This window comes from Streptomyces sp. O3 (assembly GCF_054788135.1).
The window spans coordinates 1-275 of the sequence record NZ_JBTVYK010000180.1 but is presented as its reverse complement, the minus strand read 5'-3'; the positions used below and the strand labels follow the sequence as shown (position 1 = coordinate 275).

The window sequence follows — 275 nt, the reverse complement described above, 5'->3', positions numbered from 1 at the left end:
GCATTACCTTTGGATAAATATTTGGTATTTTCTTTTATGTTGATTCCAAACGAACGGATCATTTGTTTTGCTTTTTCTTGGTCAAAATCCGGAAAAAAGCTGTGATAAATTCGAAAATAGTCGCAGATAACCATATTAGGTAAAAAATCTTCACTCGGCAAATAGGCTATTTTGCTGTTTTCTGCTAAGTTTATTGTTCCAGATGTTGGTTTAAGTAGACCTGAAATTGCATTTAACAAAGTTGTTTTTCCCGCACCATTAGGACCAAGTAGCCC

General features: G+C 34.5%; 1 protein-coding gene. It reads right to left on the bottom strand.

What is annotated here, in order from left to right:
* A partial coding sequence (locus ACX6XY_RS30260; protein WP_460337873.1) for an ATP-binding cassette domain-containing protein occupies positions 1–275 on the bottom strand: 275 nt, incomplete at both ends.